The sequence below is a fragment of the Gellertiella hungarica genome (genome assembly GCF_014197145.1).
Classification (GTDB): domain Bacteria; phylum Pseudomonadota; class Alphaproteobacteria; order Rhizobiales; family Rhizobiaceae; genus Gellertiella; species Gellertiella hungarica.
Genome location: NZ_JACIEZ010000004.1, coordinates 134,420 through 159,415, shown reverse-complemented (window position 1 = coordinate 159,415; position 24,996 = coordinate 134,420). Strand labels below are relative to the sequence as shown.

27 protein-coding genes are annotated in these 24,996 nt (G+C 61.5%); 23 read left to right on the top strand and 4 right to left on the bottom strand.

The window, feature by feature from the left end; translation table 11 throughout:
• Positions 1–5 precede the first annotated feature (5 nt).
• The 3 genes from GGR23_RS12080 to hemC form a co-directional block, all read right to left on the bottom strand.
• Entirely contained in the window at positions 6–1,163 is a 1,158-nt protein-coding gene (locus tag GGR23_RS12080) for a COG4223 family protein (protein ID WP_183366539.1), read from the bottom strand.
• A gap of 100 nt (positions 1,164–1,263) precedes the next feature.
• Positions 1,264–1,986, bottom strand: a complete 723-nt coding sequence (locus GGR23_RS12075; RefSeq protein ID WP_183366538.1) for a uroporphyrinogen-III synthase — start codon at positions 1,984–1,986, stop codon at positions 1,264–1,266.
• 4 nt (positions 1,987–1,990) lie between these two features.
• Positions 1,991–2,920, bottom strand: coding sequence for a hydroxymethylbilane synthase (gene hemC / locus GGR23_RS12070; protein ID WP_183366537.1), 930 nt, complete (start codon positions 2,918–2,920; stop codon positions 1,991–1,993).
• 72 nt (positions 2,921–2,992) lie between these two features.
• On the opposite strand from hemC, the gene tsaD reads away from it, so the two are divergent.
• Genes tsaD through GGR23_RS12045 form a run of 5 tightly spaced genes read left to right on the top strand, consistent with a single transcriptional unit; the run spans position 2,993 to position 6,494 of the window.
• Positions 2,993–4,087, top strand: a complete 1,095-nt coding sequence (tsaD, locus tag GGR23_RS12065) for a tRNA (adenosine(37)-N6)-threonylcarbamoyltransferase complex transferase subunit TsaD (RefSeq protein ID WP_183366536.1) — start codon at positions 2,993–2,995, stop codon at positions 4,085–4,087.
• Entirely contained in the window at positions 4,084–5,070 is a 987-nt protein-coding gene (locus tag GGR23_RS12060) for an NAD(P)H-dependent glycerol-3-phosphate dehydrogenase (protein WP_183366535.1), read from the top strand. The genes tsaD and GGR23_RS12060 overlap by 4 nt, the downstream gene beginning before the upstream one ends.
• A gap of 14 nt (positions 5,071–5,084) precedes the next feature.
• Positions 5,085–5,378, top strand: a complete 294-nt coding sequence (locus tag GGR23_RS12055) for a YciI-like protein (RefSeq protein WP_183366534.1) — start codon at positions 5,085–5,087, stop codon at positions 5,376–5,378.
• A gap of 1 nt (position 5,379) precedes the next feature.
• Positions 5,380–5,820, top strand: coding sequence for an EVE domain-containing protein (locus tag GGR23_RS12050; protein WP_183366533.1), 441 nt, complete (start codon positions 5,380–5,382; stop codon positions 5,818–5,820).
• The gene (locus GGR23_RS12045; RefSeq protein WP_183366532.1) at positions 5,817–6,494 is read left to right on the top strand and encodes a class I SAM-dependent methyltransferase; all 678 of its coding nucleotides are present in this window, start codon (positions 5,817–5,819) and stop codon (positions 6,492–6,494) included. Before GGR23_RS12050 ends, GGR23_RS12045 begins: the two co-directional genes overlap by 4 nt.
• Here GGR23_RS12045 and GGR23_RS12040 read toward each other — a convergent pair.
• A complete protein-coding gene (locus tag GGR23_RS12040) occupies positions 6,481–6,852 on the bottom strand; it encodes a hypothetical protein (protein WP_183366531.1) in 372 nt (123 codons plus the stop codon). The two genes, GGR23_RS12045 and GGR23_RS12040, sit on opposite strands and share 14 nt — an antisense overlap.
• A gap of 315 nt (positions 6,853–7,167) precedes the next feature.
• Between GGR23_RS12040 and sdhC the strand changes: the two genes are divergently transcribed.
• The 18 genes from sdhC to GGR23_RS11950 all read left to right on the top strand — a co-directional run bounded on the left by sdhC (position 7,168) and on the right by GGR23_RS11950 (position 24,994).
• On the top strand, positions 7,168–7,560 hold the full coding sequence (gene sdhC, locus GGR23_RS12035; protein ID WP_183366530.1) for a succinate dehydrogenase, cytochrome b556 subunit: 393 nt from the start codon (positions 7,168–7,170) through the stop codon (positions 7,558–7,560).
• 12 nt (positions 7,561–7,572) lie between these two features.
• Positions 7,573–7,953, top strand: coding sequence for a succinate dehydrogenase, hydrophobic membrane anchor protein (gene sdhD / locus GGR23_RS12030; RefSeq protein ID WP_183366529.1), 381 nt, complete (start codon positions 7,573–7,575; stop codon positions 7,951–7,953).
• 7 nt (positions 7,954–7,960) lie between these two features.
• Positions 7,961–9,802 carry a succinate dehydrogenase flavoprotein subunit gene (gene sdhA, locus GGR23_RS12025; protein WP_183366528.1) on the top strand — a complete coding sequence of 614 codons (1,842 nt, stop codon included), beginning with the start codon at positions 7,961–7,963 and terminating at the stop codon, positions 9,800–9,802.
• Between the two features lie 15 nt (positions 9,803–9,817).
• Positions 9,818–10,597 carry a succinate dehydrogenase iron-sulfur subunit gene (locus GGR23_RS12020; RefSeq protein ID WP_183366527.1) on the top strand — a complete coding sequence of 260 codons (780 nt, stop codon included), beginning with the start codon at positions 9,818–9,820 and terminating at the stop codon, positions 10,595–10,597.
• Positions 10,598–10,844: 247 nt separating this feature from the next.
• Entirely contained in the window at positions 10,845–11,381 is a 537-nt protein-coding gene (locus GGR23_RS12015) for an AprI/Inh family metalloprotease inhibitor (RefSeq protein ID WP_183366526.1), read from the top strand.
• Between the two features lie 146 nt (positions 11,382–11,527).
• Complete coding sequence (zapE, locus tag GGR23_RS12010) at positions 11,528–12,682, top strand: cell division protein ZapE (RefSeq protein ID WP_183366525.1); 1,155 nt, start codon at positions 11,528–11,530, stop codon at positions 12,680–12,682.
• A 186-nt stretch (positions 12,683–12,868) separates the two neighbouring features.
• Positions 12,869–13,831 (top strand): malate dehydrogenase, encoded by a 963-nt coding sequence (gene mdh / locus GGR23_RS12005; protein WP_183366524.1) that lies wholly within the window; start codon positions 12,869–12,871, stop codon positions 13,829–13,831.
• A 37-nt stretch (positions 13,832–13,868) separates the two neighbouring features.
• A complete protein-coding gene (gene sucC / locus GGR23_RS12000) occupies positions 13,869–15,062 on the top strand; it encodes an ADP-forming succinate--CoA ligase subunit beta (RefSeq protein ID WP_183366523.1) in 1,194 nt (397 codons plus the stop codon).
• Between the two features lie 18 nt (positions 15,063–15,080).
• On the top strand, positions 15,081–15,983 hold the full coding sequence (gene sucD / locus GGR23_RS11995) for a succinate--CoA ligase subunit alpha (protein ID WP_183366522.1): 903 nt from the start codon (positions 15,081–15,083) through the stop codon (positions 15,981–15,983).
• Between the two features lie 182 nt (positions 15,984–16,165).
• The gene (locus GGR23_RS11990) at positions 16,166–19,162 is read left to right on the top strand and encodes a 2-oxoglutarate dehydrogenase E1 component (protein WP_183366521.1); all 2,997 of its coding nucleotides are present in this window, start codon (positions 16,166–16,168) and stop codon (positions 19,160–19,162) included.
• A gap of 3 nt (positions 19,163–19,165) precedes the next feature.
• Positions 19,166–19,468, top strand: a complete 303-nt coding sequence (locus GGR23_RS11985) for a YciI family protein (RefSeq protein WP_183366520.1) — start codon at positions 19,166–19,168, stop codon at positions 19,466–19,468.
• A gap of 45 nt (positions 19,469–19,513) precedes the next feature.
• Positions 19,514–20,740 carry a 2-oxoglutarate dehydrogenase complex dihydrolipoyllysine-residue succinyltransferase gene (gene odhB, locus GGR23_RS11980; protein ID WP_183366519.1) on the top strand — a complete coding sequence of 409 codons (1,227 nt, stop codon included), beginning with the start codon at positions 19,514–19,516 and terminating at the stop codon, positions 20,738–20,740.
• A 72-nt stretch (positions 20,741–20,812) separates the two neighbouring features.
• Complete coding sequence (locus GGR23_RS11975; RefSeq protein ID WP_183366518.1) at positions 20,813–21,205, top strand: MAPEG family protein; 393 nt, start codon at positions 20,813–20,815, stop codon at positions 21,203–21,205.
• Between the two features lie 3 nt (positions 21,206–21,208).
• The gene (locus tag GGR23_RS11970) at positions 21,209–21,700 is read left to right on the top strand and encodes a hypothetical protein (protein WP_183366517.1); all 492 of its coding nucleotides are present in this window, start codon (positions 21,209–21,211) and stop codon (positions 21,698–21,700) included.
• Positions 21,697–22,446: an SDR family oxidoreductase gene (locus tag GGR23_RS11965; protein ID WP_183366516.1), complete on the top strand. Its 750-nt coding sequence runs from the start codon at positions 21,697–21,699 to the stop codon at positions 22,444–22,446. The genes GGR23_RS11970 and GGR23_RS11965 overlap by 4 nt, the downstream gene beginning before the upstream one ends.
• Positions 22,447–22,466: 20 nt before the next feature.
• Complete coding sequence (gene lpdA / locus GGR23_RS11960) at positions 22,467–23,873, top strand: dihydrolipoyl dehydrogenase (protein ID WP_183366515.1); 1,407 nt, start codon at positions 22,467–22,469, stop codon at positions 23,871–23,873.
• Positions 23,874–24,043: 170 nt separating this feature from the next.
• Positions 24,044–24,487 (top strand): cytochrome b/b6 domain-containing protein, encoded by a 444-nt coding sequence (locus GGR23_RS11955; protein ID WP_246365329.1) that lies wholly within the window; start codon positions 24,044–24,046, stop codon positions 24,485–24,487.
• A 12-nt stretch (positions 24,488–24,499) separates the two neighbouring features.
• The gene (locus GGR23_RS11950) at positions 24,500–24,994 is read left to right on the top strand and encodes a DUF2867 domain-containing protein (protein ID WP_183366514.1); all 495 of its coding nucleotides are present in this window, start codon (positions 24,500–24,502) and stop codon (positions 24,992–24,994) included.
• The last annotated feature ends 2 nt before the right edge of the window (positions 24,995–24,996 follow it).

The window sequence follows — 24,996 nt, the reverse complement described above, 5'->3', positions numbered from 1 at the left end:
TCACCTCAACCTGCTTGTACGGCGGCGGTTCTGCTGCGCTCTGCAATGCCGCGCGTCAGTTCGTCGGCTTTCACCCGCGCATCGAGATTTGTCTTGAAGGCCTCGGAAACCTTGCGCGCGGCTTCCGGCAGGGCTTCCCACTCGAGCGAAGCACCCTTGAGGTCGCCGTTCTTGAGCTTGTCCTCCAGACGGGCAAGCACGGCACCGGCATCGTTGCCTTCCACATTTCCCACCGGGCGGACGCTGACGAGCGAGCGGGCGCTGGCCCACAGTCGGTCCGCAAAACCCTCACCCGGCTCGGGTTGGCTTGCAGCATCCATGATTGCGCCTGCAACGGCGTCGAAGTCGTGCAGGAGGTCGGCGCGCGACTTGACGCCGGTGGCGGCCAGAGAGCGCAGGTCACCGATCGCGGGATCATCCGGAGAGAGGGAGGCGAAGGTCTCCAGTTCGGTCAGATAAGGGTCGCCGCGGTCCACTGCAGCCTTGAGGTATGCAGCGGCGATTGCCCGTGATACGGCCGCTTCGCCGGGTTTTTCCCTGAGGGTCTTTTCGGCAGCTTCCAGTCGGGTCGTCAAGTCTGCGATTTTCTGGTTGGCTGCGCTTTCGCCCTGGGTTGCGGTCTGCTGAAGTGTGCCAAGCCGTTCATCGACCGCCGCGATGCGTGCAGTCACCTCTGTCAGGTCTCCTCCGCCCGAAGTGTCAGACGCCCTGGATTCCAGCGCTGCGATACGCTCCTCCAGCTTGCCGGTCGGCGCGATATCCGCCGGTATGGTGGCAAGCTGCTGTTTCAATCCGTCGATTTCGGCGCGAAGCGCCTCGATGTCCGAACCCGCGTCCGGCTGTTCGCTATTCGGTGCGGTCGAGGGAAGATAGCCCGCATACTGCATGCTGCCTGCCGCCGCCAGTGCAATCAACCCGCCCAGGATTCCGGCACCAATCATCGCGGGCGTAGACTGTCGTCTTTGGATCTGTGGCGGCGGGGAAGCCGGAGCGGCATTCGGAGCCTCGCTGGTCGAAGCGGCGCTTGCAGACGAAGTATCGTTCTCGCGGCCGGCATCCGGCGACATGTCAGGCGAGTCGGGCGATGGAGCGGGCTCCGCCTTCAGATCCAGGATATCCTTGCCTTCTTCCGGCTGATCTTCGGGAGATTTGTCCTGAACCATGGGGCATCCTCATTTCTGGCTTCGCATAGGGAAAGTAGAGGCTGTGGCAGGCGAAGAAAAGGCCCGCTGGCGAAATAGCCCGGTTTGCCTCCGTCATTCCTCAACGGGAAGGCAGCAGCGAAAGCAGGGCCTCTTCCGTCGTTTCCGATGCAGTCCGGGCTCTCTTGGATGCCTCAGCAGGCAGGCCTGCCGCGATTGCCGGGCTCAGGCAGTAGAACTCGACTTCCCGGATCCGATCGGCGCAACCGGTTTCCTCGCAAAGGCTGACAAAACGGTGGCACGCTTCCTTCGAGTAGAGGAGCACGGCACAATTTCCGTTGCCGAGTGCGCCTTCCATATCGGGCTTGCGGTAGACAAGCGGTATCATGCGGTAGGCGACAAGCGTATGGAATGCAACGCCTTTTTGACGCAGCCCCTCCTCAAGTGCGGGGCTTCTCGGTTCACCAGCGAGATAGAGCAGGGGTTGGTCGTATCTGTCGCGTTCGGCGGCGACCAGTTCCGCGAGGTCGGCGCCATAGCCCGATGCCACATGCACCCTTGTAAACCCTTCCGTCCGCGCCTTGTCGGCGGTTGCCTTTCCCACCGCATAGACTGGCAGGTTTTTCAGCTCTTCGGGCATTCCGCCAGCGGTCGACAGGGATCGCAGGGCTTCGGCGCTGGTGAAGAGAAAGCCGCCGGGCGGGCTACCGGCCCATCGGGCTGGAAGAAGGGGGAGGTGTTCTGCCCGGAAGAGCGGCAGCATCGCGGCATCGTGGCCCATTGCCGCCAGGAGACGAGCGGTCTTCTCGGCTGACGGAGCCGGGCGGGTAACGACCACCCGCATGGCTTCAGGTCCAGCTCGAGAAGAAATCGGCTCCCGCCTTTGCGCGGACTTCTTCTCCGGCTCTGATGCCGATCAGTTCGGCTTCTCCGCGCTTGCCCTCGGCTTCAACGCGGTGCGAACGGCTTCCATCCGGCGTAAGGATCATTCCCGAAAAACGGATATGGTCGTTCCGGGCAATCGCGTAGCCGGCTATCGGTGTGCGGCAAGAGCCATCAAGGGCGGAGAGGAAAGCTCTCTCGCAGGAGACGGCATCGAAAGTGGCGCGATCGTTTATGGCCGCCAAGAGCGCGTCAACGCGTCCGTCGCCAATTCTGCTCTCGATGCAGATTGCCCCCTGAGCCGGGGCCGGCGGAAACTCCTCGGGATCGAGAATTTCAGTGGGCACATCCTGCTTGCCCAGGCGCCGAAGGCCGGCAAGCGCGAGCAAGGTGGCATCGACCTGACCTTCCGCCAGCTTGCGCAGGCGCGTATCGACGAGGCCGCGAAAGGTAATCACGTTGATGTCCGGACGCAGGCGTCGAATCAGAGCCTGCCGCCGAAGGGACGAGGAGCCGACCGTTGCATTCACGGGCAGATCCATAAGCCGGGCGGCGGTCCTGCCGACAAAGGCATCACGGGCATCCTCGCGCGGCAGATAGGCGGAGATGTGCAGGCCGTCCGGCAATTTCGTGGGCATGTCCTTTGAGGAATGAACCGCGAAATCCAGATCCCCCGAAAGGAGCTGCTGTTCAAGCTCTTCTGTGAAAAGCCCCTTGCCACCGATTTCCGAAAGGGAGCGGTCCGTGATGCGGTCGCCCATGGTGGAAAGGACCACGATCTCGAACCGGTCCGCAGGCAGCCCGTGAGCGGCGATAAGCCGGTCGCGGGTTTCATAGGCCTGCGCCAGCGCCAGTGGGCTGCCACGGGTACCGATCCGGAAAGGTTTTGTTTGCATCCGCTTCGATCCATTGTTACCGGAGATCCCAGTAAACCGGATTTCGCCTTCCCGCAATCAACGAACGGCCACATGCGCTCCAATCTTGTCATCCTCGGCATCGAGACCAGCTGCGATGAAACCGCGGCATCCGTTGTTGCCCGCGATGCCGAAGGACGGGGAACGATCTTGTCAAACGTGGTCTTGAGCCAGCTCGAGGAGCACAGCGCCTATGGTGGCGTCGTGCCCGAGATTGCGGCCCGGGCCCATGTCGAGGCGCTGGATACACTCATCGAGCAAGCCTTGGTGGAGGCTGACTGTCGCTTGAAAGACGTGGACGCCATCGCGGCCACATCCGGGCCCGGTTTGATCGGTGGTCTCATCGTGGGGCTCATGACCGGCAAAGCGCTGGCACTGGCCTCCGGAAAGCCGCTCTACGCCATCAATCATCTGGAAGGTCATGCCCTGACGGCCCGTCTGACGGATGGTCTCGGCTTTCCGTACCTCATGCTTCTTGTTTCGGGTGGCCATACACAGCTGGTTCTCGTCAGGGGCGTGGGGGACTACGAGCGTTGGGGCACCACGATCGATGATGCCCTGGGAGAAGCCTTCGACAAGACGGCGAAGCTGCTCGGCCTTCCCTATCCCGGTGGCCCCGCGGTCGAAAAGGCGGCGGCGAAAGGAAATCCCGGTCGCTTCAATCTGCCAAGGCCGCTGGTGGGCGAGACCCGTCTGGACTTTTCTTTCTCCGGGCTGAAGACAGCGGTTCGTCAGGCTGCAACTGCCATCGCTCCTCTGGGTGAACAGGACGTGGCCGACATCTGCGCCTCCTTCCAGCATGCTGTATCGCGCACCCTGAACGATCGCATCGGTCGTGGCTTGCAGCGTTTTCGCGCGTTGTTTCCAGAGGTATCCGATCCCGCCTTGGTGGTGGCCGGGGGTGTAGCTGCAAACAAGGCACTCCGGGGAACGCTTGACGTGCTCTGCACCCGGCATGGCTTCCGCTTTGTTGCACCGCCCCATGTGCTTTGCACCGACAATGCCGCCATGATCGCCTGGGCTGGCCTGGAGCGGCTGGCGGTTGGAATGGAACCCGATGCGCTCGATGTCCAGCCGCGATCCCGGTGGCCCCTGGACAGCAAGGCAGAGACCCTCGTCGGCCATGGCAGGAGAGGTGCAAAGGCATGAGCAGACAACATTGCGTGGTCATCGGCGCGGGAGCGTTCGGGACCGCACTTGCTACCGTGATCGCTGCAAATGGACACGAGCACGTCACGCTGTTGGGCCGGGACAGAAGCCTGATGACCGATCTTGCGACCAGCCGCCGGCATGAGGAGGCGCTGCCTGGCATTGAGCTCCATCCGGACCTGCAGTATTCGTGCGATCCGGAGATTCTGGAGCATGCGAACACCGTTCTGTTCGTCATGCCCTCGCAGGCCCAGGCCTCTGCCGCAGACACCTATGGGCCTCACCTGCAGGCGGGAGCCGTTGTCGTCACCTGCGCCAAGGGCATCGACCGCGAGACAACGGGGCTTCTCAGTCATGTGCTTGAAAAGCGGCTGCCGGGACATCCTGTTGCAGTGCTCTCGGGTCCCGGTTTCGCAGCAGATATTGCCAAGGGCTTGCCGACCGCCATGTCGGTCGCCGCGGCCGATCTTTCGATCGCCGAGAGCCTCGCCCGGTCCATCTCGGGACCGACCTTTCGGCTGTATGCGTCTGCGGATCCTGTCGGTGTCCAGCTCGGTGGTGCCCTGAAGAATGTGCTGGCGATCGCATGCGGCATGGTGGAGGGCGCTGGCCTCGGCGACTCTGCCAGGGCTGCCCTCATCGCCCGCGGCCTGGCCGAGATGTCTCGCCTGGCAGTAGCCCTCGGAGGAGAGGCCGACACGGTTCGCGGACTCTCGGGACTTGGCGATCTTGTGCTCACCGCAACGAGCCACCAGTCCCGCAATCTTCGCTTCGGCATTGCCCTTGGACGTGGCGATGCGATCGACAGCTCGAGGGGCGGGCTGGTCGAGGGCGCCTTTGCCGCCGCGGTTGCGTCGCGACTTGCCGAAAGCCACGGGATCGATATGCCGATCACACAGGCCGTTGCCGCAATCATCGATGGCTTGCTCGACATTCCAACGGCGCTGGAACAGCTGATGAGCCGGCCGATAACCACCGAATAAGGGATATACAATCCATGCTTTTCGCTTTTCTCTGCACCGACAAGCCCGACCACCTCCATGTGAGGATGGAAACCCGCCCGGCCCATGTGGAATGGCTGAACGGGCTGAATGCAGCGGGCGTGCTGAAGATGGCGGGCCCGTTCCTGGATGGGGAAAGCAAGCCCTGTGGCAGCCTTGTCATCGTGCACGCAAGTGACAGACAGGCGGCGGAGGCCATCGCCGCGGCCGACCCCTATGCGCAGGCGGGCCTGTTCGCGCATGTCGAGATCAAGCCTTTCAACTGGGTCTTCAACAATCCGGAGGCGTGAGATGGCCTATTGGCTGTATAAATCCGAGCCCTTCAAGTGGTCGTGGGCGATGCAGAAGGAGGCCGGCCAGGCGGGCACCGAGTGGACAGGCGTGCGCAATTATCTCGCGCGAAACAACATGCGTGCCATGCGTATCGGCGACAAGGGGTTCTTCTACCATTCGAACGAGGGTCTGGAGGTCGTCGGCATCACGGAGGTTTGCGCGCTTTCTCACCCGGATTCGAGTGCCGAGGGCGACCTGCGATGGGACTGCGTAGACATACGGGCTGTCTGCGACATGCCAAGACCGGTCTCGCTCAAGGAGATAAAGGCCAATCCGAAACTCGAGAACATGTCTCTCGTGACGTCCATGCGTCTTTCGGTCCAGCCTGTGACCGAGGATGAGTACCTTGAAATCTGCCGCATGGGCGGATTGGACAACCCGCCGCGATCACCCGAATGAAGACCGACCCCCGGGCGTTCATTCTGGCCAATACGGACCTGATGTCCCCTCCGCATGTGCCGGAGATCCGGCTGCATCTGGCGAGCGAAGTGCACGAGCTCTGGCTCAAGACCGAAGCGGAGCTGGAGGAAATCGGTCTGCCGCCGCCTTTCTGGGCCTTTGCCTGGGCGGGCGGTCAGGGGCTGGCGCGCTATGTGCTCGATCATCCCGAGACGGTAAGGGGTCGCCGAGTGGTGGATTTCGCCAGCGGTTCGGGGGTCGTTGCAATTGCGGCCGCTATGGCCGGAGCCAACGATGTCCTTGCGGCCGATATCGACCCGTGGACAGAAGAGGCGATCCGGCTGAATGCGGACGCAAACGGCGTTCCCATCCGCTTTACCAACCGCGATCTCGTGGGGACCGTGATTGATGCCGATATCCTGCTGGCGGGCGACGTCTTTTACGACAAGGCATTTGCCGATGCCCTCGTACCCTGGTTCTCGCGGATGGCGCAGCGCGGCGTGACCGTGCTTGCCGGCGATCCCGGTCGCTCCTATCTGCCACGTTCACGGCTGAGGGCACTGGCGACCTACGAGGTACCGGTGACCCGGGTTCTCGAGGACAGCGAGATCAAGCGGACGACAGTGTGGTCTTTCGATCCGCATCCCGAGGGGGAAGACGTCAGGGTCGGATGACGCAGACGCCGTTCTCGTAGGAACAGGGGTCCTTTGCAGCCTTCACGTTGATGATTTTTGCCTTCGGCGTTGGCTGCATGGGAGTCCTGCTGCTTCCGAGGCCTTCCACATAAAAGTAGGTACCAACGCCCCGTACTCGCAGCGCTGTGATGGAGCCTGCAAAAGTGCCAAGGCCAGGGACGATCGTGGGAAGCCCGTATCCCCCTCCATAGCTTGGCGGAAGAGGATGGTGGTGATGACCGTGATGCCAGGGGCGCTGGCGACCGCCGCCGTAATCGAAATCCCCGGCAAGCGTGGATGATGCGGAAATGAAGCTGGCCATCATGGCCAAGGCAAAGCCCAAGCGACGCGGAACCATGCGCTTGTCCTCTCGTTGGTTAACAAAGGGTAAACGGAGCTTACATCCAAGCCGTTCCCCTTGCCAACGGAGGCAACGATTATTTCACACAAGTTGGTTAAGTCTAAAGTTTGAGGAAGTGCACCTTACCCTTTTCCTCGAATCGATTAAATTGAAAACACTAGGCAATTTCCCTTGCTGCACTGCAAATGCGTCGCTAAATGTCCTGTTTGACGCGCTGTGCGCAAGAATGTTGCGCTGTGTTGAATCTTCCGGAATGCCCTTCCGGCTTCTCGCGCCCGGATGGAGCGCCTGATAACGCCCTAGAGGTTTCTGATGGCGAATGTGACAAATAACCGGCCCCTGTCGCCGCACCTGCAAGTCTATCGGCTGATCCCGACCATGGCGATGTCGATTTTGCACCGCATCACGGGCGGTGCCCTGTATTTCGGCACCCTCCTTGTGGTCTGGTGGCTTATTGCCGCAGCCACGGGTGAGGAATACTACAACTGGGTCATGTGGTTTATGAATAGCTGGTTCGGCAGGCTTGTCCTCTTCGGCTATACATGGGTCCTGATCCTCCACATGCTTGGCGGTCTGCGCCATCTTCTGTGGGACGTGGGCTACGGTTTCGAGAAGGAATTCTCGACCAAACTTGCCCGGGCCAACCTGATCGGCTCCATTGCCCTGACCCTCGTGGTCTGGGTCATCGGCTACACCATTCGCTGAGGACGATATCACATGGACATGCGTACACCTCTCGGAAAGGTTCGCGGCCTCGGTTCGGCCAAGGATGGCACGGAGCATTTCTGGCGCCAGCGCCTCACGGCGGTTTCCAACGTCTTCCTGATCAGCTTTTTCATCATCTTCATGGTGCTGTATGCCGGCGCTCCCTACCAGGAGATGATCGCGGTACTGCACAACCCGCTCGTGGCCATCGTCTGCGCCTTTGTCATCCTGTCCGTCACGATCCACATGCGGCTCGGCATGCAGATCATCATCGAGGACTATGTACACGGCGAGATCGGCAAGGTGGCTCTGCTGATTCTCAATACGTTCTTCGCGGTTGTGGTTGCGGGCGCTGCCATCTTCGCCCTTCTGAAAATCGCATTTGCAGGATAATTCCCCCATGGCATCGATCGGTTCACCTGCCCAGAATGGCAAGGCTTACAAATATGTTGATCACGCCTATGACGTGATCGTCGTCGGGGCGGGCGGTGCGGGTCTTCGCGCCACGCTCGGCATGGCGGAGCAGGGCTTCCGCACCGCCTGCATCACCAAGGTCTTCCCGACCCGCTCGCACACGGTGGCAGCCCAGGGCGGTATTGCCGCCTCCCTGCAGAACATGACCCCCGACTGCTGGCAGTGGCACCTCTACGATACCGTTAAGGGCTCCGACTGGCTGGGCGACGTGGACGCCATGCAGTATCTGGCCATGGAAGCCCCGAAGGCGGTTTATGAGCTCGAGCATTACGGCGTGCCCTTCTCCCGAAACGAGGAAGGCAAGATCTATCAGCGGCCCTTCGGCGGTCACATGCAGAACTATGGCGAAGGCCCGCCGGTGCAGCGTACCTGCGCCGCAGCCGACCGAACCGGCCACGCCATTCTGCACACGCTTTACGGCCAGTCGCTTCGCAACAATGCGGAATTCTTCATCGAATACTTCGCCATCGACCTGATCATGTCCGACGATGGCCAGTGCACGGGCGTCGTGGCCTGGAACCTCGATGATGGAACGATCCATCGCTTTGCCGCCAAGATGGTGGTGCTTGCCACGGGCGGTTACGGCCGTGCCTACTTCTCGGCGACCTCTGCCCACACCTGCACCGGGGATGGCGGCGGCATGATCGCACGCGCAGGCCTGCCGCTGCAGGACATGGAGTTCGTCCAGTTCCATCCGACCGGCATCTACGGCGCGGGCTGTCTGATCACCGAAGGTGCGCGCGGCGAGGGCGGCTACCTCGTGAATTCCGAAGGCGAGCGCTTCATGGAGCGCTATGCCCCTTCGGCAAAGGATCTTGCATCCCGCGACGTCGTCTCCCGCTGCATGACCATGGAGATCCGGGAAGGCCGTGGGGTTGGCAAGAACAAGGATCACATCTTCCTGCATCTCGATCATCTGGATCCGGCGGTCCTGCATGAACGCCTGCCCGGTATCTCCGAATCCGCAAAGATCTTTGCCGGCGTCGATGTGACCCGCGAACCGATCCCGGTCCTGCCCACCGTGCACTACAACATGGGCGGCATCCCTACCAATTACTGGGGCGAAGTACTGAATGCCGACGCCCAGAACCCGGAACGCATCGCGCCCGGCCTGATGGCTGTCGGCGAAGCCGGTTGCGCCTCCGTTCACGGTGCCAACCGTCTCGGTTCGAACTCCCTGATCGACCTTGTGGTCTTCGGTCGCGCAGCGGCCATTCGTGCGGGTCAGGTCGTCGATCGCGCCGCGCCTGTCCCGGCCCTGAACACGGCAGCCTGCGACAGGATCATGGCCCGTTTCGATCGTCTGCGGCATGCCAGCGGCTCGACGCCGACGGCCGTGCTGCGCGACAAGATGCAGCGCGCCATGCAGGAAGACGCCGCCGTGTTCCGGACCCAGGAATCCCTGGAAAGCGGATGCCGGCGACTTTCGGCGATCTGGAAGGAGCTTCCGGACGTCAAGGTAACCGACCGGTCGATGATCTGGAACTCCGACCTGGTCGAGACGCTGGAGCTCGAGAACCTGATGGCCAACGCCATCACCACGGTCTATGGCGCCGAAGCCCGCAAGGAAAGCCGTGGTGCCCACGCCCGCGAAGACTACAAGGATGGTCCGATGGGCGGCCGTGACGACGAGAACTGGCGCAAGCATACGCTTGCCTGGGTTAGCGAGTCCGGCGAGGTCAAGCTGGACTACCGCCCCGTTCATACCGAACTCATTGCCGACGGCATCGATCCCAAGAAGATCGCGCCGAAGGCCCGCGTCTATTGATCGGAGAAAGTCACGATGGTTGAACTCGCTCTCCCCAAGAATTCCACGATCACCGAAGGTAAGGTCTGGCCCAAGCCTGCCGGTGCGACCAACCTGCGCGAATTCCGGATCTATCGCTGGAGCCCGGATGATGGTCAGAACCCGCGGATCGACACGTTTTATGTCGATATCGACGATTGCGGGCCGATGGTTCTTGATGGCCTTCTCTACATCAAGAACAATATCGACCCGACACTGACGCTGCGCCGGTCCTGTCGCGAAGGCATCTGCGGCTCCTGTGCCATGAACATCGATGGCACCAACACGCTTGCCTGCACAAAGGGCATGGATGACGTGCACGGAGCCGTGAAGGTCTATCCTCTTCCGCACATGCCCGTGGTGAAGGACCTCGTGCCGGATCTGACCCATTTCTACGCCCAGCACCGCTCCATCGAGCCGTGGCTGAAAACCGTATCTCCGCCGCCGGCGAAGGAATGGAAGCAGAGTCATGATGACCGTCAGAAGCTCGATGGGCTCTACGAGTGCATTCTCTGCGCCTGCTGCTCGACGTCCTGCCCGAGCTACTGGTGGAACGGCGATCGCTACCTTGGTCCCGCCGTGCTGCTGCAGGCTTATCGCTGGCTGATCGACAGCCGCGACGAGGCGACGGGCGAGCGCCTGGACAATCTGGAAGATCCGTTCAGGCTGTATCGCTGCCACACCATCATGAACTGTGCGCAGACCTGTCCCAAGGGCCTCAACCCGGCGAAGGCCATCGCCGAAATCAAGAAAATGATGGTCGAGCGCCGGGTCTGATCCCTCGGCGCAAGACACCTTGCGCGCCCGCCGTCGGCGGGCGCTCCGGTGCCTGTGTGAGCCTTGGAGGGTTCAACCGTCCCTGCACGACCTCAGGTGTTGCCCTGCAGCACAAATCGGGCACAATTTGCGGCAACGCAACCGCAACGAGGGTTAGCGGGTCCTTGATTATTGGAACGGACTCACGATATTTCGCCATGATTGCGTGTGACAGTGGACACAGGGCGCCAGATTCAGGAGCGGGATGATGCGGTTAGGCAAGGCAACAGCAGGTGTGGCAATGGTTCTCGCGTTGGCGGGGTGCCAGAGAACCGCCGATAGCGGCTTCGGTACTCAGGCCTCGCTGGCACCTGCCCCATTGGCTGCCCAGCCGGTCCCCGGCGTGCAGAGCAGCCAGCTGCCCGCACCGGGTGCGCCGGCCGGTTCTGCGCAGTTCCCCGCGGCTCCTGCCCAGCAGGCATCGCTTCCGGGAGCGGCCGGTACCGATGCGGCGGCCGCCAGCGGTCTCGATGTCAAGAAGGAAGCCATGGTCGGAAGCTGGCGCGTCTCGGGCGCTTCGAGCTGCGACATGTTCCTCACGCTCACCAACCTCGGTAGCGGCTCGCGCGGCGGGACGCGCGGCTGCGCTGGCGAACTGACGATGGTGCGCTCCTGGGAAGTGTCCGGCAAGCAGGTCCAGTTCAAGGACAGCAACGGCAATCTGGTCGGCAGTGTGTACAAGACTGCCGAGAACCAGTTCACCGGCACCACCGCCTCCGGCCAGCCGATCAATCTTAGCCGTTGATAAAAGAGGGCCCTGCGGGGCCCTTTCCCTTTATGGTGCCTGTAACCGGCTGTTAAGCGCAGTGTGATGGCATGGAGCCGAACGCTCCTGTGCCCACCATGTCCGCGGCCAGCAATGCTTCGCCTCAAATACTGGAAATTCCCTTCATGCAGCCCGTGCCCGATTACGCCCTGAGTGTTAGCGAGAAGCTCAAGGCACTGACCAATTCGGGAGAACTGCAAGCCGATTCCGTGCAGCTGGGGATTGCCCGAAAGCTCGATCATATCCTCATCGAGTTGCGGGAAAAGCGTGCTGCGGCGAAAACGAGTGCGCTGGGGTGGCTGTTTGCCGCAAAGCGGCGGACGAATACCCCGGTCCGGGGCGTCTACATTCATGGCTCGGTCGGGCGCGGCAAGACCATGCTGATGGACATGTTCTTTGCATTGGCACCCATTCAGAAAAAGCGTCGTGCGCATTTCCACGAGTTCATGGCGGATGTGCACGGTCGCATCCACGCGCACCGCCAGAGGCTGAAGAACGGAGAGACCAGGGAAACCGATCCCGTGCCGCCGGTCGCCGCGGAGATCTTTGCCGAAGCCGAATTGCTCTGCTTCGACGAGTTTACGGTGACGGACATCGCCGATGCCATGATCCTGTCCCGTCTGTTTTCCGCGCTCTTCGCAAGAGGCTGCATCCTTGTCGCCACGTCCAATGTGGCGCCAGACAATCTCTATCGGGACGGCTTGAACCGTGGGCTTTTCCTGCCGTTCATCGATATTCTGAAGGCGCATGTGGACGTCGTCGCGCTCGACAGTCCCACGGATTACCGGATGGAAAAGCTGGACAGCATGCCGGTTTACCATACGCCCCCCGGGCCAGAAACGGAGAGGGCGATGGACGCTGCCTGGGCGGCTGTAACGGCAGGCCACGCGGTTGGCCCCATCGACATCCAGATGAAGGGTCGGGTGCTTCATGTGCCTCGCTCCAGCGGAAGAGCAGCACGCTTCACCTTTGCCGAGCTATGCGAGCAACCGCTCGGGGCTTCCGATTACCTGGCTCTCTCAGCGGAATACGACATCATCTTCCTTGATGATGTACCGATTCTCGGTACCGAACGTCGCAACGCGACTAAGCGGCTCATCATCCTCGTGGATGCTCTCTATGACCATTCAGTCCGCCTCGTGATGTCTGCCGCGGATTGGCCGGAAAAGCTCCTCAGTGACAGGAGGGGTGTCGAAGGTTTCGAATTTGATCGAACCGTCTCGCGTCTGTTCGAGATGCGCAGTGCAGATTACCTCGCCCGTCATCGCTCAAGTCGCTGATATTTCTCAGCCCGTTATCGCAAATAAATTACGTGAACGTAAGAATTTCATCTTCTAACCGATTGAAATTTCTTACGCCTAAAGAATCGATTGCCAATTTACCGCAGGAAAGCTATGGCTTTCATCCGAGGTGGCTGGCGTTTTGCTGCGCGGGCCACGGTTTTGGCTCGCAAAGGAAGCACTTCTATGGCGCGGAAAAAGATCGCATTGATTGGTTCGGGCATGATCGGCGGCACGCTGGCGCATCTCGCCAGTCTCAAGGAACTGGGTGACGTCGTTCTGTTCGACATCGCCGATGGCGTTCCCCAGGGCAAGGGTCTCGACATTGCCCAGTCCGGCCCTGTGGAAGGCTTCGACGTCAATCTCTCGGGTGCCAGCGATTACGCCGCCATCGAAGGCGCGGATGTCTGCATCGTTACGGCTGGCGTTCCCCGCAAGCCCGGCATGAGCCGCGATGATCTGCTCGGCATCAATCTCAAGGTGATGGAACAGGTCGGTGCAGGCATCAAGAAATACGCTCCGAATGCTTTCGTGATCTGCATCACCAACCCGCTCGACGCCATGGTCTGGGCGCTGCAGAAGTTCTCCGGCCTTCCGAAGAACATGGTGGTCGGCATGGCCGGCGTTCTCGACAGCGGCCGTTTCCGGCACTTCCTCGCAACCGAGTTCAACGTGTCGGTTCAGGACGTCACGGCCTTCGTTCTCGGCGGCCATGGCGACACGATGGTGCCCCTCGCCCGTTACTCGACCGTAGCCGGCATTCCGCTCACGGACCTGGTCAAGATGGGTTGGTGCACCAAGGAGCGCCTTGAAGAAATCATCCAGCGCACCCGTGACGGCGGTGCCGAGATCGTCGGTCTCCTGAAGACCGGTTCGGCCTACTATGCACCTGCTGCCTCGGCCATCGAAATGGCGGAAGCCTTCCTCAAGGACAAGAAGCGCGTCCTGCCCTGCGCGGCGCATCTGTCTGGCCAGTACGGCGTGAAGGACATGTACGTTGGCGTCCCGACCGTGATCGGTGCCGGTGGCGTCGAGCGCGTGATCGAGATCGATCTCAACAAGCAGGAAAAGGAAGCCTTCGACAAGTCGGTTGGCGCCGTTGCGGGGCTTTGCGAAGCCTGCATCAACATCGCCCCGGCCCTGAAGTAAGCCTGCCGGCCTTTTTCGAGATTGAAGGGATCATCCCATGAACATTCATGAATATCAGGCGAAGGCTCTGCTGAAGAGCTACGGCGCGCCGGTTGCCGACGGCATCGCGATCTTTACGGTCGAGGAAGCCGAGGCCGCAGCAAAGAAACTTCCCGGACCGCTCTACGTGGTGAAGAGCCAGATCCACGCCGGCGGACGCGGCAAGGGCAAGTTCAAGGAACTCGGTGCGGAGGCCAAGGGCGGCGTGCGCCTCTCGAAGTCCGTCGAGGAGGTGGTATCGAATGCCAAGGAAATGCTTGGCAATACGCTCGTGACCGCCCAGACCGGTGAAGCCGGCAAGCAGGTCAACCGCCTCTACATCGAGGATGGCGCCGACATTGCTCGCGAACTCTACTGCTCGCTCCTTGTCGATCGCTCCGTCGGCCGCGTGGCCTTCGTGGTCTCGACCGAAGGCGGCATGGACATCGAAGCGGTTGCACACGACACGCCGGAGAAGATCCAGACGATCGCCATCGATCCGGAAACCGGCGTCACCGAAGCCGACGTCACCAGGATCTCCACTGCGCTGGAGCTCACCGGTGCGGCCGCCGAAGACGCGAAGTCTCTCTTCCCGATCCTCTACAGGGCCTTCTCCGAGAAGGACATGTCGCTGCTCGAGATCAACCCGCTGATCGTAATGAAGAACGGTCATCTGCGCGTGCTCGATGCCAAGGTATCGTTCGACGGCAATGCGCTTTTCCGTCATGAGGACGTTCGCGCGCTGCGCGACGAAACCGAGGAAGACTCCAAGGAAATCGAAGCCTCCAAGTGGGATCTCGCCTATGTCGCCCTCGATGGCAACATCGGGTGCATGGTCAACGGTGCAGGCCTTGCCATGGCGACGATGGACATCATCAAGCTCTACGGCAAGGAGCCGGCGAACTTCTGCGACGTCGGTGGCGGCGCTGGCAAGGAAAAGGTTGCGGCAGCCTTCAAGATCATCACCGCCGACCCGAAGGTCGAAGGCATTCTCGTCAACATCTTCGGCGGCATCATGAAGTGCGACGTGATCGCCGAGGGTGTCGTGGCGGCCGTTCAGGAAGTTGGCCTGAAGGTTCCGCTGGTCGTGCGCCTCGAAGGCACCAATGTCGAGCTTGGCAAGAAGATCCTCAACGAGTCCGGGCTTGCGATTACCGCGGCCGACGATCTCGATGATGCTGCCAAGAAGATCGTTGCGGCGATCAACGGCTAACGGAAGGACCGGAACCCAATGTCGATTCTTGTAAATAAGAACACCAAGGTCCTCGTTCAGGGCCTGACCGGCAAGACCGGGACTTTCCACACCGAGCAGGCGCTTGCCTATTATGGTACGCAGATGGTCGGCGGCATCCACCCGAAAAAGGGTGGCGAGACCTGGACCGGCTCGAAGGGCGAAACGCTTCCGATCTTTGCCTCGGTTGCCGAAGGCAAGGAAAAGACGGGCGCAGACGCCACCGTTATCTACGTTCCGCCGGCAGGCGCTGCCGATGCGATCATCGAAGCCATCGAAGCAGAAATTCCCTTCATCACCTGCATCACCGAGGGCATCCCGGTCATGGACATGGTTCGGGTGAAGGCGAAGCTCGACAAGTCGAAGTCGCGCCTGCTCGGTCCGAACTGCCCCGGCATCCTCACCCCGGAAGAATGCAAGATCGGCATCATGCCGGGATCGATCTTCCGCAAGGGTTCGGTCGGCATTGTCTCTCGCTCGGGAACGCTGACCTATGAAGCGGTGTTCCAGACTTCAAACGAAGGTCTGGGCCAGACCACTGCCGTCGGCATCGGCGGCGATCCGGTGAAGGGCACCGAGTTCATCGACGTGCTCGAGCTGTTCCTGGCAGACGAGGCCACGCAGTCGATCATCATGATCGGCGAAATCGGTGGCTCGGCGGAAGAAGACGCAGCCCAGTTCCTGATCGATGAGGCCAAGCGCGGCCGCAAGAAGCCGATGGCCGGCTTCATCGCGGGCCGCACTGCACCGAAGGGCCGCACCATGGGCCATGCCGGTGCCGTGGTTTCCGGCGGCAAGGGCGATGCGGAATCGAAGATCGCGGCGATGGAAGCGGCCGGCATTCGCGTGTCGCCGTCGCCGGCCCGTCTTGGCAAGACCCTCGTCGAAGTCCTCAAGGGCTGAGCGGGAAGCAAATTCAAAAAGGCCGGGCGCGGAACCTCATGGAGGTTTCCGCGCCCGGTATCGGCATTTCGAGAGGCGGTTGACAGGAAGTCCAACCGGACGGCCGGGCGGTGCGGGGGCAACAGGCTCCGGCACGGCAGACGTAACCAACCCAAGGAGGCGGGCGAAACCCGCGGAACATCATGGCAAGGCAGGAAGCCAACGAGCAGTTTCAGATCACCTCGTTTCTTGACGGGGCCAACGCCGCCTATATTGACCAGCTTTACGCGCGCTATCAGGATAATCCCTCTTCCGTCGCTGAAGAGTGGCGCGCTTTCTTCAAGGCCCTGGACGACAATCCGGCCGACGTGAAAAAGGCAGCCGAGGGCGCCTCCTGGCAGCGCTCGAACTGGCCGATCGCGCCCAAGAACGAGCTGGTTTCGGCGCTCGACGGCGACTGGGGTACGGTCGAGAAGGAAATCGGGAAGAAGGTGCAGGCAAAGGCCGAGGCTGCGGCTGTCAGCGCCGGCGCGCCCGTCAACCAGACCGACGTGCTGCAGGCGACCCGCGATTCCGTTCGCGCCATCATGATGATCCGCGCCTACCGCATGCGCGGCCACCTGCACGCCCGCCTGGACCCCCTCGGTCTTGCAGATCCCCTCGAGGATTACAGCGAACTGTCCCCGCAGACCTACGGGTTCGAGGAAAAGGACTGGGACCGCAAGATCTTCATCGATAATGTGCTGGGGCTTGAATACGCCACCATCCGCGAGATGAAGGAAATCCTGGAGCGGACATATTGCTCGACGCTGGGCGTCGAGTTCATGCACATCTCCAACCCGGAAGAGAAGGCCTGGATCCAGGAGCGCATCGAAGGCCCCGACAAGGGTGTAACCTTCACCGCCCAGGGCAAGAAGGCCATCCTGCAGAAACTGGTCGAGGCAGAAGGCTTCGAGCAGTTCATCGACGTGAAGTACAAGGGCACCAAGCGCTTCGGCCTCGACGGCGGCGAATCCCTCATTCCCGCCCTCGAGCAGATCATCAAGCGCGGGGGCTCGGAAGGTCTCATGGAGATCGTCCTCGGGATGGCGCATCGCGGACGTCTCAACGTGCTGTCGCAGGTCATGGGCAAGCCGCACCGCGCCATCTTCCACGAATTCAAGGGCGGCTCCTTCAAGCCGGACGAAGTGGAAGGTTCCGGCGACGTGAAGTACCATCTCGGTGCTTCCTCGGACCGTGAATTCGACGGCAACAAGGTGCATCTGTCGCTGACGGCGAACCCGTCGCATCTCGAAATCGTCAACCCCGTCGTGATGGGCAAGGCGCGCGCCAAGCAGGACATGCTGGCCAAGGTCTTCGAAGGCGATATCATCCCCCTGCGCGAGCGCTCCAAGGTCCTGCCGCTGCTGATCCATGGCGATGCGGCTTTCGCCGGCCAAGGTGTGGTGGCTGAAATTCTCGGTCTCTCGGGTCTGCGCGGTCACCGTGTTGCAGGCACGATGCATTTCATCATCAACAACCAGATCGGTTTCACCACGAACCCGGCCTTCTCGCGCTCCTCGCCCTATCCGTCCGATGTGGCAAAAATGATCGAAGCGCCGATCTTCCACGTCAACGGCGACGATCCGGAAGCAGTCGTCTATGCCGCGAAGGTCGCGACCGAATTCCGCATGAAGTTCCACAAGCCGGTCGTGGTAGACATGTTCTGCTATCGCCGGTTCGGCCACAACGAGGGCGATGAGCCCGCATTCACCCAGCCGAAGATGTACAAGGTGATCCGGGGCCACAAGCCGGTCTCGCAGATCTATGCGGACCGACTGATCTCGGAAGGCCTGATTTCCGAAGGCGAATATGAAAAGATGAAGGCCGACTGGCGCGCCCATCTCGAGCAGGAGTTCGAAGCCGGCCAGTCCTACAAGCCGAACAAGGCCGACTGGCTTGACGGCCAGTGGGCCGGGCTGCGCGTTGCCGACAATGCCGACGAACAGCGCCGCGGGAAAACCGCGGTTCCGATGAAGACGCTGAAGGAAATCGGCCGCAAGATCTCCGAGGTGCCCGCGGGTTTCAACATCCACAAGACGCTCCAGCGTTTCATGGACAACCGCGCACAAATGATCGCGACCGGCGAGGGGATCGACTGGGCCATGGCCGAAGCCCTTGCCTTCGGTTCTCTCTGCCTCGATGGCGTCAAGATTCGCCTGTCCGGCCAGGATTGCGAGCGCGGTACCTTCTCCCAGCGCCATTCTGTTCTCTACGACCAGGAGACCGAGGCGCGCTACATTCCGCTCGCCAATCTCTCGCCCACCCAGGCTCGCTACGAGGTCATCAACTCGATGCTCTCGGAAGAGGCCGTGCTCGGCTTCGAGTATGGCTACTCGCTAGCCCGCCCGAACGCACTGACCCTCTGGGAAGCCCAGTTCGGCGACTTCGCCAATGGTGCGCAGGTCGTATTCGACCAGTTCATCTCGTCAGGCGAACGCAAGTGGCTGCGCATGTCCGGCCTCGTGTGCCTGCTGCCACACGGCTATGAAGGCCAGGGCCCGGAGCACTCCTCGGCCCGTCTGGAGCGCTTCCTCCAGCTTTGCGCCGAAGACAACATGCAGGTTGCCAACGTCACGACGCCGGCAAACTACTTCCACATCCTGCGCCGGCAGATGAAGCGGGACTTCCGCAAGCCGCTGATCATGATGACGCCTAAGTCGCTTCTGCGGCACAAGCGCGCCGTGTCCAGCCTTGCCGAACTTGCTGGCGAAAGCTCGTTCCACCGTCTGCTCTGGGATGATGCGGAAGTCATCAAGGACAGCCCCATCAAGCTCCAGAAGGACAACAAGATCCGCCGCGTGGTCATGTGCACCGGCAAGGTCTACTACGATCTCTTCGAAGAGCGCGAAAAGCGTGGCATCGATGATATCTACCTGCTTCGCATCGAGCAGCTTTACCCGTTCCCGGCAAAGGCGCTTATCAACGAGCTGTCCCGCTTCCGGAATGCGGAAATGGTGTGGTGCCAGGAAGAGCCCAAGAACATGGGCGCATGGTCCTTCATCGATCCCTATCTGGAATGGGTGCTTGCCCATATCGACGCCAAGTACCAGCGCGTGCGCTATACCGGCCGTCCGGCAGCAGCCTCCCCGGCAACGGGCCTGATGTCCAAGCATCTCGCCCAGCTTGCGGCCTTCCTCGAAGACGCGCTCGGGGGCTGAACCATGGCCTTCTTCATGCTGAAGCTCAGCGGCCCTCGTCCCAGCTTTCCCGGTGATGCATCCGGGGAAGAACTGGCGGCGATGGCCGAGCATTCGGTCTACTGGAAGAGCAAGGCGGAGGACCGGTTGGCAATCGCCGTCGGTCCCGTCTTCGATCCGGCAGGCCCCTTCGGCATGGCAATCGTCGATTGTGCAGACCCGGCAGCCGCAAGATTGCTGGCGGATGACGATCCGGTCATCCGTGCCGGGCTTGGCTTTGGCTACGACATCTTCCCGATACCATCCCTTATCCTCAGGCAGGCGTGAGGACGCCCGCTTCGAAACGCTTTAACCCAGTCAGGAACCTACACCATGGCGACAGAAATCCGCGTTCCCACCCTCGGCGAATCCGTCAGCGAAGCCACCGTTGGAAAGTGGTTCAAGAAGGTGGGCGATACGGTGAAAGCCGATGAGCCCCTGCTTGAACTGGAGACCGACAAGGTTTCCATCGAAGTCCCGGCACCTGCTGCGGGAACGCTTGCCGAAATCACGGCGCAGGCTGGCGAGACCGTGGGTCTCGGTGCCCTGCTTGGTCAGATCGCCGAAGGTGCCGCCGCGAGCGCTGCTCCGGCCGCCGCACCGGCACCGGCCGCGCAGCCGGTGGCTGCCGCCGCGCCCGCCCCGGTTCCGGCCCCGGCCGCCGCCATGCCGGCTGCGCCTGCCGCCGCCAAGCTGATGGCCGATAACAACGTCTCGGCTGCCGATGTCGAGGGGTCGGGCAAGCGTGGTCAGGTGCTGAAGGGCGATGTGATCGCAGCGATCGCGAAGGGCCCGTCCGCCCCGGCCGCAGCCCCTGCTGCACCTGCCGCTCCCCGTGCACCGTCCGCCGTCGAGGACGCGGCACGTGAAGAACGGGTCAAGATGACCCGTCTTCGGCAGACGATCGCCAAGCGCCTCAAGGATGCACAGAATACAGCCGCCATGCTGACCACCTACAACGAGGTGGACATGAGCGCGGTGATGGACCTGCGCAATCGCTACAAGGACATTTTCGAGAAGAAGCACGGCGTGAAGCTGGGCTTCATGGGCTTCTTCACGAAGGCTGTGACGCATGCCCTGAAGGAACTGCCCGCCGTAAACGCCGAGATCGACGGTACGGACATCATCTACAAGAACTACTGCCACATCGGCGTGGCCGTGGGTACCGACAAGGGTCTTGTCGTTCCGATCGTTCGCGACGCCGACCAGCTGTCGATTGCCGGCATCGAAAAGGAAATCGGCCGTCTCGGCAAGCTTGCCCGTGATGGCGCGCTGTCCATGGCGGACATGCAGGGCGGAACCTTCACCATCTCCAACGGTGGTGTCTATGGTTCGCTGATGTCCTCGCCGATCCTCAATGCGCCGCAGTCGGGCATTCTCGGCATGCACAAGATTCAGGATCGCCCGGTAGCCATCGGCGGCCAGGTCGTGATCCGGCCGATGATGTATCTCGCCCTTTCCTACGATCACCGCATCGTCGACGGAAAGGAAGCCGTAACCTTCCTCGTGCGCGTGAAGGAAAGCCTCGAGGATCCGGAGCGTCTCGTCCTCGATCTTTGATCGGAACCGGCTTGAGGGCACCTTCGACAGGTGCCCTTTCCGCCCTGGATTAGACAGAGAAAAGGAAAGCGAATGACCCAGGAACTGAACGTTCTCCTGTTGAGCGTCGTGTTGGCATTCGTCTATCTGATGGTCCACGGTTCACTCCTGCGGCGCCAGATCGGCTACGGGCAGGAGAATGCAAACCGGGACAATGATCCCGAGCCGGGTCTCATGGCCGGGAGGGGCATCCGTGCCTTCCGCAATTTTCTCGAAACCTATCCGCTCTTTCTCGCGCTGGTTCTTGCGACCAGTCTTTCAGGCCATTCCGGTTTCCTGACCCAATGGGGAGCGTGGCTCTGGCTGATTGCCCGTGCGCTCTATCTGCCCGCTTACATCTTCGGTTTGGGTTATGGCCGTTCCGCCATCTGGATGGCCTCTCTGGCGGGCCTCGGCATGATGCTGCTCGGTGCCTTCGGATTGTGAACGATGATGAGGCTTAGAACCGCAGCACTGGCATTGTCATCCCTGGGATTTACCGGTGCATTTGCTGCGGAATGCCCGCAGGAGCGCGCTGTCTACCAGTCCGTGTCGGGAGACTATACCCTTTCCTTTGAAAAAGTGGATGCCGATGCTGCCGCAGTCACGCATCTCTTCGCGCTGAAGACCGGGGATATGGCATTGGAGGGGCTGGTGATGGAGACCGAGGCCCCGACCCGCACCGTTGCCCGGATCATGAAAGGCTGCCCGGATGGCGATGTCACGAGTGACGATATCCGCGCTTGCACCGGGTTCGAAGGCTATGTCTACGGGATCGCCAAGGACAGTCGGGCAGCCAATCTCGGGCCCGGACGTGGGGACGCCGCCTCGTCGGTTCTTTTCGCCGGGCTAGGACCTGCTCTCGCCGCATCTCCTCTCTCCGGCAAGTATCGGCTGCCGGAGGTCTCCGACTCGTTCCAGTTCAAGGAATGTCGCCCATGACAGGCCCCGTGCTCCTCATCACAGGCGGTAGCCGTGGCATCGGTCGTGCGGTTGCCCTCAAGGCAGCCCGCGAAGGGTGGCAGGTCGCCGTCAACTATCTGCGGGAATCCGAGGCCGCGGCGCGGGTCGTGTCGGACATTCGGTCCGCAGGTGGCAATGCGAAAGCCTATGCCGCAGACATGGGTGAACCTTCTGCCATCCTTGCCCTTTTCCACGAGGTTGTCCGCGATTTCGGTCGGCTGGATGGATTTGTCAACAATGCCGGCATTGTTGATCAGACGGCGCGACTTGACGAGATGTCCGATGAGCGGCTCGAGCGCATGTTTCGAATAAACACCCTAGGCGCAGTCATCGCCGCGCGCGAGGCGGTGAGGCGTCTTTCGACCCGCCATGGCGGGCAAGGGGGAACGATCGTCAACATGTCGTCCATGGCCGCCGTCCTCGGCTCTCCGGGGCAATATGTGGACTACGCGGCCTCGAAGGCCGCTATCGATACGCTCACGGTCGGGCTTGCCCGTGAAGTCGCAACGGAAGGCGTCCGCGTGAACGCCATCCGCCCTGGCGTCATTGACACCGACATCCACGCGTCCGGCGGATTGCCGGACCGGGCTCGGGATATGGTGCCACTCATTCCCATGCAGCGGGCAGGGACGGCGGAGGAGATCGCCGACGCCGTTCTATTCCTGCTTTCACCCCAGGCATCCTACATCACGGGTGCCATTCTCAATGTAAGCGGCGGCCGTTAGCCGCCGAGGAGGCAATATCCATGGCATATGATGTGGTTGTCATCGGCACGGGTCCCGGCGGCTATGTGTGCGCAATCAAGGCTTCCCAGCTGGGCCTCAAGACGGCGGTTGTCGAAAAGCGGGCGACCCATGGCGGCACCTGCCTGAATGTCGGATGCATTCCGTCCAAGGCTCTGCTCCACGCCTCGGAAATGTTCGCCCATGTCAACCACGGCATGGATAGCCTCGGCATTGAGGTGGCGAAGCCTGTGCTCAACCTCGAGAAAATGATGGGCCACAAGAACAGCGTCGTGAAGGCAAATGTCGACGGCGTCGGGTTCCTGTTCAAGAAGAACAAGATCGATACCTTCCACGGCACCGGCAGGATCGTTTCCGCCGGAAAGGTCGCGGTAACGAACGAGCAGGGCGAGGTTCAGGAGATCGAGGCCAAGAACATCGTCATCGCCACGGGTTCCGACGTCGCAGGCATTCCCGGTGTTCCCGTCGAGATCGACGAAAAGGTGATCGTATCGTCGACGGGCGCGATCGCACTCGAGAAGGTTCCCCAGTCGCTGGTCGTCGTGGGCGGTGGCGTCATCGGCCTGGAGCTCGGCTCCGTATGGGCACGCCTCGGCGCCAAGGTAACCGTCGTGGAGTATCTCGATACGATTCTCGGCGGAATGGATGCGGAAATCTCCAAGCAGTTCCAGCGCATCATGGGCAAGCAGGGAATCGACTTCAAGCTCGGCGCCAAGGTTACTGCGGTTGAAAAGGGTGCATCGGGCGCGAAGGTCACGTTCGAGCCCGTGAAGGGCGGAGACGCCCAGACGCTCGATGCCGACGTCGTTCTTGTGGCGACCGGTCGCAAGCCGTTCACTGCAGGCCTTGGCCTGGAAGAAGCCGGCGTCAAGCTCGACAATCGCGGCCGCGTCGAGATCGGTTCCCACTTCGAAACCAGCGTCGCCGGCATCTATGCGATCGGAGACGTCGTGCGTGGCCCGATGCTTGCCCACAAGGCCGAGGACGAAGGTGTGGCTCTGGCCGAGATCCTGGCCGGCCAGCACGGACATGTGAATTACGATGTCATCCCCGGCGTCGTCTATACGCAGCCAGAAGTCGCCTCCGTTGGCAAGACAGAGGAAGAGCTCAAGGCTGCCGGGGTTGCCTACAAGGTCGGCAAATTCCCCTTCACGGCCAACGGCCGCGCCCGCGCCATGCAGGTGACCGATGGCCTGGTGAAGATCCTGGCCGATCAGGCAACGGATCGCGTCCTCGGCGTACACATCCTCGGCTTCGGCGCAGGGGAGATGATCCATGAGGCCGCGGTTCTGATGGAGTTCGGCGGATCTTCTGAAGATCTCGCAAGGACGTGCCACGCCCATCCCACCATGTCGGAAGCGGTCAAGGAGGCGGCCCTCGCCACCTTCTTCAAGCCGATCCACATGTAAGACCCCGTCTCCATATTAAATTTTCGTAAACCGTTCCCGGCGGCTTCCTATTGGAAGTCGCCGGTTTTATTGTGGGCTTGTTACGTGCCAACTATTTGATAAAAGGCAAGAAAATGGCATCTTCAGCTCCCTTCGCCTACTCGCTGCCACAATAGGCGCTCCACTGGCTCATGGCGCTTCTGATATTCTTCAACCTCATCGTCTCCGACGGCATCGAGGAATGGGACAGGGCGATGGACAACGGTTCCGTGACCCCGGAGCAGATCGCATCCGCAAACATCCACGCCTATGTCGGTTTCGCCATTCTCGGCCTTGCCCTTGTTCGCCTGCTGCTGCGGCTGCTGCAGGGAGCGCCAGACGCTCCTCCGGAAGAGCCGCCGGCCTTTCAACGGGCAGCGAAGCTGGCGCATGGAGCCTTCTATCTCCTGTTCTTCGCCATGCCGGTTCTCGGTGCGCTGAAATACTATGCCGATGTGGATGTTGCGGGCTTCCTCCATGCCGGTCCGGTCAAGCTCGTGCTCTGGATCCTGATCGTGGTGCATATTGCCGCCGTCCCCGTGCACCGCATCCTCTGGAAGTCCAACATCATGCCACGCATGACGACCGGCCGCTGAAGGAGACGCGCCGTGTCCTGTGCCGGTGTCCAGACCGTCGCCCCCGAAATGCCGCACGGTGCCCTGCCGAATGCCGATTGGGGAGATGCCTATGCAATCCGAATGCAGGCCAAGGGATGGACGGTGCGACAGGTTGCGGAAAAGGCAATCGGACCCATGCCCGGCTGGGCCCGTTGGCTGCTGTTCGTAAGGAACCTCGTGGTCTTCCCCTTCGGCCTCAGGCCGGCGGCGGCGGCGGGGGAGGGCGACCGGATAGGCCCGTTTCCGGTTGTCTCTTCAACCGAGCGCGAAATCGTGCTCGGCTTCGATGATCGGCATCTGGATTTCCGGATCGTGATCAGCTTGTCTGCCGCCGGTTCTCCCGCGTCTTCCATCAGGGCCATGACACTGATCCGGCGCCATAATGTCTGGGGAAGGCTCTACCTGCTATCGGTTCTGCCATTTCACAAGCTGATCGTGCGCTCCATGCTCGCCTCTTTGCGGGACAAGCAGCAGGAGACGAGCTGAAG

Coding starts and splice junctions, on each gene's coding strand:
- GGR23_RS12080 (WP_183366539.1), bottom strand. CDS start 1,163: ATGGTTCAGGACAAATCTCCCGAAGATCAGCCGGAAGAAGGCAAGGAT.
- GGR23_RS12075 (WP_183366538.1), bottom strand. CDS start 1,986: ATGCGGGTGGTCGTTACCCGCCCGGCTCCGTCAGCCGAGAAGACCGCT.
- hemC (WP_183366537.1), bottom strand. CDS start 2,920: ATGCAAACAAAACCTTTCCGGATCGGTACCCGTGGCAGCCCACTGGCG.
- tsaD (WP_183366536.1), top strand. CDS start 2,993: ATGCGCTCCAATCTTGTCATCCTCGGCATCGAGACCAGCTGCGATGAA.
- GGR23_RS12060 (WP_183366535.1), top strand. CDS start 4,084: ATGAGCAGACAACATTGCGTGGTCATCGGCGCGGGAGCGTTCGGGACC.
- GGR23_RS12055 (WP_183366534.1), top strand. CDS start 5,085: ATGCTTTTCGCTTTTCTCTGCACCGACAAGCCCGACCACCTCCATGTG.
- GGR23_RS12050 (WP_183366533.1), top strand. CDS start 5,380: ATGGCCTATTGGCTGTATAAATCCGAGCCCTTCAAGTGGTCGTGGGCG.
- GGR23_RS12045 (WP_183366532.1), top strand. CDS start 5,817: ATGAAGACCGACCCCCGGGCGTTCATTCTGGCCAATACGGACCTGATG.
- GGR23_RS12040 (WP_183366531.1), bottom strand. CDS start 6,852: ATGGTTCCGCGTCGCTTGGGCTTTGCCTTGGCCATGATGGCCAGCTTC.
- sdhC (WP_183366530.1), top strand. CDS start 7,168: ATGGCGAATGTGACAAATAACCGGCCCCTGTCGCCGCACCTGCAAGTC.
- sdhD (WP_183366529.1), top strand. CDS start 7,573: ATGGACATGCGTACACCTCTCGGAAAGGTTCGCGGCCTCGGTTCGGCC.
- sdhA (WP_183366528.1), top strand. CDS start 7,961: ATGGCATCGATCGGTTCACCTGCCCAGAATGGCAAGGCTTACAAATAT.
- GGR23_RS12020 (WP_183366527.1), top strand. CDS start 9,818: ATGGTTGAACTCGCTCTCCCCAAGAATTCCACGATCACCGAAGGTAAG.
- GGR23_RS12015 (WP_183366526.1), top strand. CDS start 10,845: ATGCGGTTAGGCAAGGCAACAGCAGGTGTGGCAATGGTTCTCGCGTTG.
- zapE (WP_183366525.1), top strand. CDS start 11,528: ATGCAGCCCGTGCCCGATTACGCCCTGAGTGTTAGCGAGAAGCTCAAG.
- mdh (WP_183366524.1), top strand. CDS start 12,869: ATGGCGCGGAAAAAGATCGCATTGATTGGTTCGGGCATGATCGGCGGC.
- sucC (WP_183366523.1), top strand. CDS start 13,869: ATGAACATTCATGAATATCAGGCGAAGGCTCTGCTGAAGAGCTACGGC.
- sucD (WP_183366522.1), top strand. CDS start 15,081: ATGTCGATTCTTGTAAATAAGAACACCAAGGTCCTCGTTCAGGGCCTG.
- GGR23_RS11990 (WP_183366521.1), top strand. CDS start 16,166: ATGGCAAGGCAGGAAGCCAACGAGCAGTTTCAGATCACCTCGTTTCTT.
- GGR23_RS11985 (WP_183366520.1), top strand. CDS start 19,166: ATGGCCTTCTTCATGCTGAAGCTCAGCGGCCCTCGTCCCAGCTTTCCC.
- odhB (WP_183366519.1), top strand. CDS start 19,514: ATGGCGACAGAAATCCGCGTTCCCACCCTCGGCGAATCCGTCAGCGAA.
- GGR23_RS11975 (WP_183366518.1), top strand. CDS start 20,813: ATGACCCAGGAACTGAACGTTCTCCTGTTGAGCGTCGTGTTGGCATTC.
- GGR23_RS11970 (WP_183366517.1), top strand. CDS start 21,209: ATGATGAGGCTTAGAACCGCAGCACTGGCATTGTCATCCCTGGGATTT.
- GGR23_RS11965 (WP_183366516.1), top strand. CDS start 21,697: ATGACAGGCCCCGTGCTCCTCATCACAGGCGGTAGCCGTGGCATCGGT.
- lpdA (WP_183366515.1), top strand. CDS start 22,467: ATGGCATATGATGTGGTTGTCATCGGCACGGGTCCCGGCGGCTATGTG.
- GGR23_RS11955 (WP_246365329.1), top strand. CDS start 24,044: ATGGCGCTTCTGATATTCTTCAACCTCATCGTCTCCGACGGCATCGAG.